The organism is Tenacibaculum sp. SDUM215027 (assembly GCF_050566205.1).
Taxonomy (GTDB): Bacteria; Bacteroidota; Bacteroidia; order Flavobacteriales; family Flavobacteriaceae; genus Polaribacter.
This window is the reverse complement of sequence record NZ_JBNXUE010000008.1, coordinates 61,858-68,921: the sequence shown is the minus strand read 5'-3', so window position 1 is coordinate 68,921 and position 7,064 is coordinate 61,858. Positions and strand designations below refer to the sequence as shown.

Below are 7,064 nucleotides of genomic sequence, written 5' to 3'. Positions count from 1 at the left end.
TCCCGAACAGAGAAGTTAAGCCCATTTGCGCCGATGGTACTGCCACTGGTGGGAGAGTAGGTCGTTGCCTTTCTTTACAAACCTCAATCTTTTAGTAGATTGAGGTTTTTTTTATGCGCGTATTTTAGGTTGAATACTTTACTATACATACAACACTATATAGGGTTAATGAATAGAAGTATTATAATCTCTTTTAATAGATTATAATAATATATTCATCAACAATTCAGTATATATAATAATCAGTCTTGTTATGATCCTTAAAAAGGATTACCTATAATATTTAAATGAAGATAAAACTTTTACAGTAAATAAGATTTGTACATTGAAATTTGTTTTTTAATATTTACGTTTTATAAATACGAAAAGAGTTTGGATAACGCAGTTTTATTTTTTATTTGTTCGTTAGGTGTTTTTAATGGGTTTTTAGTCAGTATTTATTTTTTACTGATTGATAAGTCCAAAAGAGTACCTAATTTTATATTTGGGTTGTTAGTTTTCTTTTTAACTGTTAGAATAGGTAAATCAGTTTACACAATATTTACCCCTAGAGAAGAAAGAAATTTACTGATTATACAAATTGGTTTATCAGCTTGTTTTTTAATTGGTGTCTCTTTATTTTTTTATTTAAAAGCTTCTGTTACTAAAACGAAAAAGATTCCATTAAAATGGAAACTTCATTTTCTTTTATTATCTGTTATAATAGTTATAGTTGGTGTTATAAAACCTTATTCAAGTGATGCTTTTTTTTGGAATACTTATTTTGTAAAGTTTATTTATTTAGTCTGGGGTGTTTATATAGTATTATCAGCTTTCATTTTAAAAGACACTTTTAGAAAATTGTTTTCCAATAATGTAAGTTGTACTACTTCTGAGATATGGCTATTAGCTGTTTATATGAGTAGCCTATTAATTTACTTAGCTTATATCTTTGGTTACTTCTATTTTTATTTTGTTGGAACTGTTACTTTCTCAATAGTTTTTTATGGTTTAGTATTACTTTTCCTTTCAAAGAAAAACAGAGAGTCAATTTTTAGAGATCTACCTGAAAAATATTCAGCAAAAAAGATTGAAAGTGATGAAGCCACCTTATTGAAATTTCAATTAGATGCTTTAATGGGAGAGCAAGAGTTGTATAAAAATTCCGATGTGAAGTTATCTGATATTTCAGCTAAAATAGGCATATCTTCTCATAAATTATCTCAATTTTTAAATGATAATTTAGGAAAAAGCTTTGCTATGTTTTTAAATGAATATAGAATTGAAGAAGCAAAGAAAATCATAAGTAAAAACCATAAAATAACATTAGAGAGTATAGGTTTTGAAGCTGGTTTTTCTTCAAAATCAAACTTTTATGCCACTTTTAAAAAAGTAGTTGGACAAACACCTGCTCAGTATCAAAAGCAGTTTTTGGAAGACTAAGTTAGTGCAGAATTATAATTTAGTACACCTAAATTATAACATTTCATCAAAATAGAATATTGTTTTAAGAGGTTTGAAGTAAAATTTAAATCTTTTAAAAAATGAAAATTATAGCTACGTTAATTTCAGCTTTCTTTTTTATCTCTAGTTTTTCACAATATAAAGAAGATATTAAAGAAAAACTTCTTGTTAATATCTATGGAAGTAAACAACAAAAAGTAATTAATTATGACAAGAGTTTTGTGTCAGATGATAAGTTGCTTTATGAAAGTATATATCGTCCAGAAGTAAATTTAACACTTTCAGATAAAGAGTTAATAGAGCAAACACTTAATAATTATATTGAAGGAAGTTCTTATAATAAACTTAATATTTTAAAAGAATCTTTTTCAAAAGATGCAACTCTTTATTTAACAGGGAAAAATGGTTTTAAACAATACAGTCCTGATGAGTATGCAAACTTTTTCTCACCTGATAAAAAAGGAAAATTTAATGGTAGAATAGGAGAAATAATTTCAGTTGATATTACTAATGATATTGCTACAGCTAAAGTTGAAATTTTAATACCTAATCGTAAATGGAGGTTTATTGACCTTTTTTTATTGAAGAAGTTTGCTAATGACTGGAAGATTATAAGTAAAACAGCCACAAGAGAGTCGTCAAATGAATCTGGAAATAAAATTTTGTTTGTTGTTTCTAATACTGATTATTATTTAGGAACAGACATTCCTACAGGTAATAGTTTTGATGAAATAATATTAGCTTATGAAATGTTTAAAGATGCTGGTTTTAACATAGATATTATAAGTCCTAAAGGAGGAGCCATCCCTTTAAAATACTTGAACACGTCAGAAAAAAAGAAGAAGAAATATTTATATGATAGTGATTTTATGTATGCTTTAAAAAACACAAAAAAGCCAACACAAGTTCATTCGACAGATTATAAAGCGATCTATTATGTAGGAGGAGGAAGTGCTATGTTTAATGTACCTAAGAATAAAGAAATTCAAAAGATAGCAATAGATATTTATGAAAAGCAAAAAGGTGTTATAAGCGCTGTTTGTCATGGTACGGCAGGAATTGTTTATTTAAAGAAAAGTAATGGAGAGTATGTAGTGAAAAATAAACGTGTAAATGGTTTTCCAGAAGACCATGAGAAAAAAGAAAAAGAGTATTTTAAAAGCTTTCCATTTTTAATTAGAAAGACAGTAGAAAATCATGGAGGAAAATTCTTTTATTCAATAAACCCACTAGACGAACATGTTGAAGTTGATGGAAGGTTGGTAACAGGGCAAAATCCAGCATCAGTTCCTAAACTGGTAAGAGAGATTGTGAAAATTATAAAATCAAATTGATGATTTATATAGGGGTATAAAAAAAGCTCGCAAACTGCGAGCTTTTTTATGTATGATTTTATTGAAAACTATGCTAACATGGTAACAGGGTTTTCTAAATAAGTCTTTAAGGTTTGTAAAAACTGAGCACCAACAGCACCATCAACGGTTCTGTGATCACATGCTAAGGTTAACTTCATAGTATTTCCAATTACAATTTCTCCGTTTTTAACTACTGGCTTTTGAACAATTGTACCTACTGATAAAATAGCAGAATTAGGTTGATTGATAATTGAAGTAAAACTTTCAATACCAAACATTCCTAAGTTAGAAACAGTAAATGTACTTCCTTGCATTTCATCAGGAGTTAACTTTTTATTTCTAGCTTTTGATGCTAAGTCACGAACTTTAATGTCTATTTCATTAATATTCATGTGATCAGCATAAGGTAAAACAGGAACGACTAAACCATCAGGAACTGCTACAGCAACACCGATATTTATATTTTTATTATACAACGTTACATTATCATTCCAAGTAGTGTTTACCTGAGGATGTCTCCTCAATGCCATAGCACAAGCTTTAACTACCATATCATTGAAAGAAACTTTAGTATCAGGCATTTGATTAATAATTTTTCTAGAATCAATAGCACTGTCCATATCTACTTCAATATTTAAGTAGAAGTGAGGAGCAGAGAATTTAGAATTGCTCAATGCCTTAGCAATAGCTTTACGCATTTGAGAGTTTTTTACTTCCTCTACGGCTTCTTCTCCTGCAATAGCAAAGTTTGTAACTGTTGATGGAGTAGAAGTACTATCATTCGTTGAAGGCGTTACAGCAGCTGCTTGTGTAGCTGGAGTATAGTTTTCAACATCCTTTTTAATGATACGACCATTTTCACCAGAACCTTTAACATCTGCTAAATTGATCCCTTTATCCTTCGCTATTTTCTTAGCTAAAGGAGAAGCAAAAATTCGTCCACCTTTATTATTTGATACAGTTTCTACTGGAGCAGCTACAGTTTCTGTTTTGTTCTCTTCAACTGCTTTAGGAGCTTCTTCTTGTTTTTCTGAAGAGTCATTTCCTAAAGTACCTGCTTTGTGTGCCTCAACTAATGAAGATACATCTGTACCAGCTTCACCAATAATAGCTAATAAACTATCTACAGGAGCACTTTCACCTTCTTGAACACCGATATGTAATAAAGTTCCTTCGTTAAATGACTCGAACTCCATTGTGGCTTTATCAGTTTCTATTTCAGCTAAAATATCACCTTCCTCAACATTGTCTCCTACTTTTTTTAACCAAGAGGCAACGGTACCTTCAGTCATTGTATCACTTAAACGAGGCATTGTTACTACTTTTACTCCGTCAGGGATAGTTGAGTTTGTAGCGATATTTTTTTCTTCAGTTTTAGGAGCTTCTTCCTTAACTTTCGCTTCAGGAGTACTATTTCCATTTAATAATGCAGAAAAATCTTCTCCCTCTTCACCAATAATAGCTAATAGGCTATCCACAGGAGCTGTTTGACCTTCTTGAACACCGATATGTAATAAAGTACCTTCGTGGAAAGATTCAAATTCCATTGTAGCTTTATCAGTTTCTATTTCAGCTAAAATATCGCCTTCTTCAACTTTATCACCTACTTTTTTTAACCAAGAAGCTACCACTCCTTCTTCCATCGTATCGCTTAAGCGAGGCATATTTATAATTGTAGCCATAGTTTACTTAGATTTTATAAATGGATAATCCTCTTGTTCATATACCATATCGTATAATTGGTTTAGCTCCGGATATGGAGAATCTTCTGCGAATTTCTCACATTCTTTAACTAAATCTTTTACTTCTTTATCAATTGTTTTGATTTCATCTTCTGAAGCATACTCCTTTTCTTTGATGACTTCTAAAACTTGAGTGATAGGATCTATTTTTTTATACTCTTCAACTTCGTCTTTAGTACGATACTGTTGAGCGTCTGACATAGAGTGACCTCTATATCGATACGTTTTCATTTCTAAGAAAGTAGGTCCGTCACCGCGACGAGCTCTTTGAATAGCTTCATCTACAGCTTCAGCAACTTTGATTGGATTCATTCCATCAACTGGTCCACAAGGCATTTCATATCCTAAACCTAGTTTCCAAATATCTGTGTGATTTGCTGTTCTTTCAACTGAAGTTCCCATGGCATATCCATTGTTTTCAACAATAAATACTACTGGTAATTTCCAGTTCATTGCCATGTTAAAGGTTTCATGTAAAGAACCTTGACGTGCAGCTCCATCACCAAAATAACATAAAGTTACTGCATCACTACCTTTATATTTATCACCAAAAGCAAGACCAGCTCCTAAAGGAATTTGTCCTCCTACAATTCCGTGACCACCATAGAAACGGTATTCTTTAGAGAATATATGCATAGAACCTCCCATACCATGAGAAGTACCAGTAGCTTTACCATATAGTTCTGCCATTACGCGTTTAGGGTCTTCACCCATACCGATTGGTTGAACGTGATTACGGTAAGCAGTAATCATTTTATCTTTAGTCAAATCCATTGCATGTAATGAACCTGCTAAAACAGCCTCTTGACCGTTATATAAGTGTAAAAAACCTCTAACTTTTTGTTGAATGTAAACTGCTGCTAGCTTGTCTTCAAACTTTCTCCAAAATAGCATATCTCTATACCAGTTGATATAGGTTTCTTTGGTGATTTTCTTCATTATATACTTTAGTTGTTTATTTAAATGTTTGTTTACTTTGCCTGTAGCAAAACGTAGCTACAAAAATAAGTAGTTTTTAGTAATTTAAAAAAAGTTATTACTAAAAGTTGAAGAAAGCTTTAAGAAGGGGAAAAGAGAGGTAATTACTGTTCTTTAGCTACAATAATTGTGGCTTTAGCACCCGTGGCTAAATTCCATTCATTAGATGAAATTAACATGCCGGCGTCATTATAAATTTTAAAAGCAGCAGTATTAGGACCTGAGGTTCCTTGATTTAATGCAACAATTTTTATGGTGTTAATTCCTTCGTCTAGAGGAAGGTTAAAAGACTGGTAACGTTGTTTTAGTGTAAGGTTGCTAACAACAGGGACATCATTTATATAGATGGTGACTTTATCTCCGTCTGGATATTGATAGTCTCTACAAATGATGTTAACACTTTTTGATTTAGTACTAAAGCTCCCTAAATCCTGATCAATAACAGGATATTGATACATTCCATTTACCTGCTTGAACGATTTTAAGTATTGTTCTTCTGCTATTTTGGCTTTAGTTAAAATTCCTTTGTTTTCTAAATCTCTTTGAGCTTGTTTTTTTTGAAGCTCTTTTTGTTGTTTTTGATGAGCTGACTTAAACCCATTGTTGTTGTCAAAATCTAAAGATTTAGGTTTTTTAACTTCTTTGGCTGGCGCTGTAATTACTCCGAAAGAAGAGTTTCCTTTTTTTTTGCCACCAATTGTACCATCCATCTGTGCCAAAAGATTAGATGTTATGCTACATAAAAAAAAGATTATAAGTGTTGGTGTTATTTTCATCATTGCAAACAAATCAAAGCAAATATAATGCCGATTTTAGGTGTTTTATAAAAATAAAGAGTTAAAACTAGTTATTTTACAGGAAAATCAAAAAAGGTTTTAGGAAAAGGTTCTCTCCTTAAAGTAAAGTGCCACCATTCATTAATATAAGGTCTGAAACCATGTTTACGCATTATTTTTTGTAGTAATTGTCTGTTCTTTTTTTGTTGCTCGGTAAGCTTCTCGTAAGTAATGTGGGATGAGATTCCAAAAAAGTCATAAGGACTTCCCATGTCTAGCTCTTCTCCTGATTCTAAGTGTATAATTGTTAAGTCAACTGTACTACCTCTTGAATGCCCTGATTTAGAAGAAATATATCCTTTTTTGAACAAATGGCGCTTGTTAACTTTGGGGTAATATTGTTGTTTCATTAATGTGTCGTTGATTACTCGAGCCCATTTAACAAAATGGTTTACTGCTGTTTGCGGACGATAGGCATCATAAATTTTTAAGCCTAATTTTTGAGTTGCTAACTCTTCCTGAACTTTTTTTAAAGCTTTGGTAGTAGGAGTAGTGGCTATAAGAACATTTTCTTCATATCCATTAACTGGAGTTCCCATAAAGTTGTTGTTGTGGCAATATCTTAGTTCACCTTGTATAGTAGGAGATACATCTTTGATATATGAAAAGCCTTTGGGTAAATTCTGAGATCGAATTGCTAAAGAAGTAAGCAAAAATAACGTTAAAATCCATTTCATAAGGTAAAAGTAATGAAATGGATTTTAACATTT

At 31.4% G+C, this 7,064-nt stretch carries 6 protein-coding genes and 1 rRNA gene; 3 read left to right on the top strand and 4 right to left on the bottom strand.

Annotation, left to right across the window (positions count from 1 at the left end):
* The 3 genes from rrf to ACQYZ7_RS15795 form a co-directional block, all read left to right on the top strand.
* A 5S ribosomal RNA gene (gene rrf, locus ACQYZ7_RS15805) occupies positions 1-73 on the top strand; the annotation flags it as partial.
* A 299-nt stretch (positions 74-372) separates the two neighbouring features.
* Positions 373-1,422 (top strand): helix-turn-helix domain-containing protein, encoded by a 1,050-nt coding sequence (locus tag ACQYZ7_RS15800; protein ID WP_430730680.1) that lies wholly within the window; start codon positions 373-375, stop codon positions 1,420-1,422.
* Between the two features lie 101 nt (positions 1,423-1,523).
* Positions 1,524-2,777, top strand: coding sequence for a nuclear transport factor 2 family protein (locus ACQYZ7_RS15795; protein WP_430730679.1), 1,254 nt, complete (start codon positions 1,524-1,526; stop codon positions 2,775-2,777).
* Positions 2,778-2,845: 68 nt separating this feature from the next.
* Here ACQYZ7_RS15795 and ACQYZ7_RS15790 read toward each other — a convergent pair whose 3' ends face one another.
* From ACQYZ7_RS15790 to ACQYZ7_RS15775, 4 genes are all read right to left on the bottom strand, one after another.
* Entirely contained in the window at positions 2,846-4,480 is a 1,635-nt protein-coding gene (locus ACQYZ7_RS15790; RefSeq protein ID WP_430730678.1) for a pyruvate dehydrogenase complex dihydrolipoamide acetyltransferase, read from the bottom strand.
* A gap of 3 nt (positions 4,481-4,483) precedes the next feature.
* Entirely contained in the window at positions 4,484-5,479 is a 996-nt protein-coding gene (gene pdhA, locus ACQYZ7_RS15785; RefSeq protein WP_430730677.1) for a pyruvate dehydrogenase (acetyl-transferring) E1 component subunit alpha, read from the bottom strand.
* A 143-nt stretch (positions 5,480-5,622) separates the two neighbouring features.
* On the bottom strand, positions 5,623-6,228 hold the full coding sequence (locus ACQYZ7_RS15780) for a hypothetical protein (RefSeq protein WP_430730676.1): 606 nt from the start codon (positions 6,226-6,228) through the stop codon (positions 5,623-5,625).
* Between the two features lie 137 nt (positions 6,229-6,365).
* Entirely contained in the window at positions 6,366-7,031 is a 666-nt protein-coding gene (locus tag ACQYZ7_RS15775; protein WP_430730675.1) for a M15 family metallopeptidase, read from the bottom strand.
* Between the last annotated feature and the right edge of the window lie 33 nt (positions 7,032-7,064).

Coding starts and splice junctions, on each gene's coding strand:
- pdhA (WP_430730677.1), bottom strand. CDS start 5,479: ATGAAGAAAATCACCAAAGAAACCTATATCAACTGGTATAGAGATATG.
- ACQYZ7_RS15795 (WP_430730679.1), top strand. CDS start 1,524: ATGAAAATTATAGCTACGTTAATTTCAGCTTTCTTTTTTATCTCTAGT.
- ACQYZ7_RS15790 (WP_430730678.1), bottom strand. CDS start 4,480: ATGGCTACAATTATAAATATGCCTCGCTTAAGCGATACGATGGAAGAA.
- ACQYZ7_RS15775 (WP_430730675.1), bottom strand. CDS start 7,031: ATGAAATGGATTTTAACGTTATTTTTGCTTACTTCTTTAGCAATTCGA.
- ACQYZ7_RS15780 (WP_430730676.1), bottom strand. CDS start 6,228: ATGGATGGTACAATTGGTGGCAAAAAAAAAGGAAACTCTTCTTTCGGA.